Annotated in this window: 1 pseudogene; it reads left to right on the top strand. The window is 74.3% G+C overall.

Annotated elements, in window-relative coordinates:
• Positions 1-364: 364 nt before the first annotated feature.
• Positions 365-1,322: pseudogene (locus E1294_RS51960) on the top strand (hypothetical protein); the annotation flags it as partial.

Raw genomic sequence — 1,322 nt, forward strand, 5'->3', positions numbered from 1 at the left:
CCCTCCCTCCGGCTCGGGTCCCTCCGGAAGCGCCGGTCCCTCTGACACCCGGGCCGCAGGGGCCGGTGCCTCTGGAAGTGGGTTCTCCGGGGCGCGGGCGTCTGGGGCCGGTGCCTCTGAAAGTGGGTCTTCCGGAGCCCGGGCCTCACGAGCCGGTTTCTCGGGAACGGGGGCCCCCGGGATCGCTGAGGGCGGCCATTCGGGGGTCGCGGCGACGGGAAGTGCCAGAGCGGGGGCAGGTGCTGGTGCCCGGAACAGGGGCGTCGGCGGTGTGGAAGGCAGGGCTGCCGAAGGGGGTGCGAGCAGGGGTGTTGCCGGGAGGTTTCCCGCCAGCCTGGCTCTGTCGGGACCGGGGGAACACATCGTGGTGCAGCCGTTGGGCGGCGGGGTGCGGCCGCGTGGGTTCTTCGCTGTAGGGGCGGAAGAGGCGTTCTCGCCCGTCACCCACACGGTGATCAACGCGGCGGGCTCCCTGCTCACGCTGGCCATGGAGCAGGGCAGGTCCCAGCTGGAAGCCGAGCGCCGGGTGCGCTCCGCGGTGCTGCGGCTGCTGCTGGAGGGCGCCCAGGAACAGGCGCGTGTGGTGGTGGAGCCGCTCGGCCGCCGATTGCCCGAAGAGCCGCTGGTGGCCCTCGCGACGGGTCCCGAGGCCCTGGACGTTCTGGAGACGTACGTCTTCGCGGCCCTGCACGACGACACGGACACGTGGGAGGGACAGCGGCAGCGAGGCGGGCGCCGCTCCCAGGTTCGATCGGCACGCACCCAGGCGAAGGGACGGGTGGCCATCGCGCTGGTCGCGGCGTACCCAGCGGACGGCCCGGCGCCAGGTCAGATGGGCGGCGCGCCGGGAGGTGCGGCGGGTGGCCTGGCGGGAGGTCCGGTGGGCGGCGCGGCGGGAGGATCGGCGGAGGATGTCGCGGTGCGCATGGCGGAGATGGTGGCCCTGGAGGCGGACGTGCCGGTGGGCGTCAGCCTGCCCTGCGTTGATGGTCCTGCGGCTCTGCGAAGCGCGCTCGACCAGGCGAGACGAGCTCTGGAGGCAGCCGAGGCAAGCTCAGGACCCAGCGCCGGCAGGACCGGCGGCGGGTCGGCGTCGAGGAGGAGGGGCGTGGACAGCGGTGGCCGGTCGGCGTCCGGAAGACGTGGCGTGGAGCGGGACGGTGGCGGGTCGGCGTCGGGAAGGGGTGGTGTTGAGCCGGGCGGTGGCGGGTCGGCGTCCGGACGAGGTGGTGTTGAGCGGGACGGTGGCGGGTCGGAGGTCGGAAAGGGCGGTGGGACGTCGGGCTCTGGCAGGCGCGGCAGGGTGTTCGGCGGTGGTGGTT

The sequence above is a fragment of the Nonomuraea diastatica genome, assembly GCF_004349015.1.
GTDB classification, from domain to species: Bacteria; Actinomycetota; Actinomycetes; order Streptosporangiales; family Streptosporangiaceae; genus Nonomuraea; species Nonomuraea diastatica.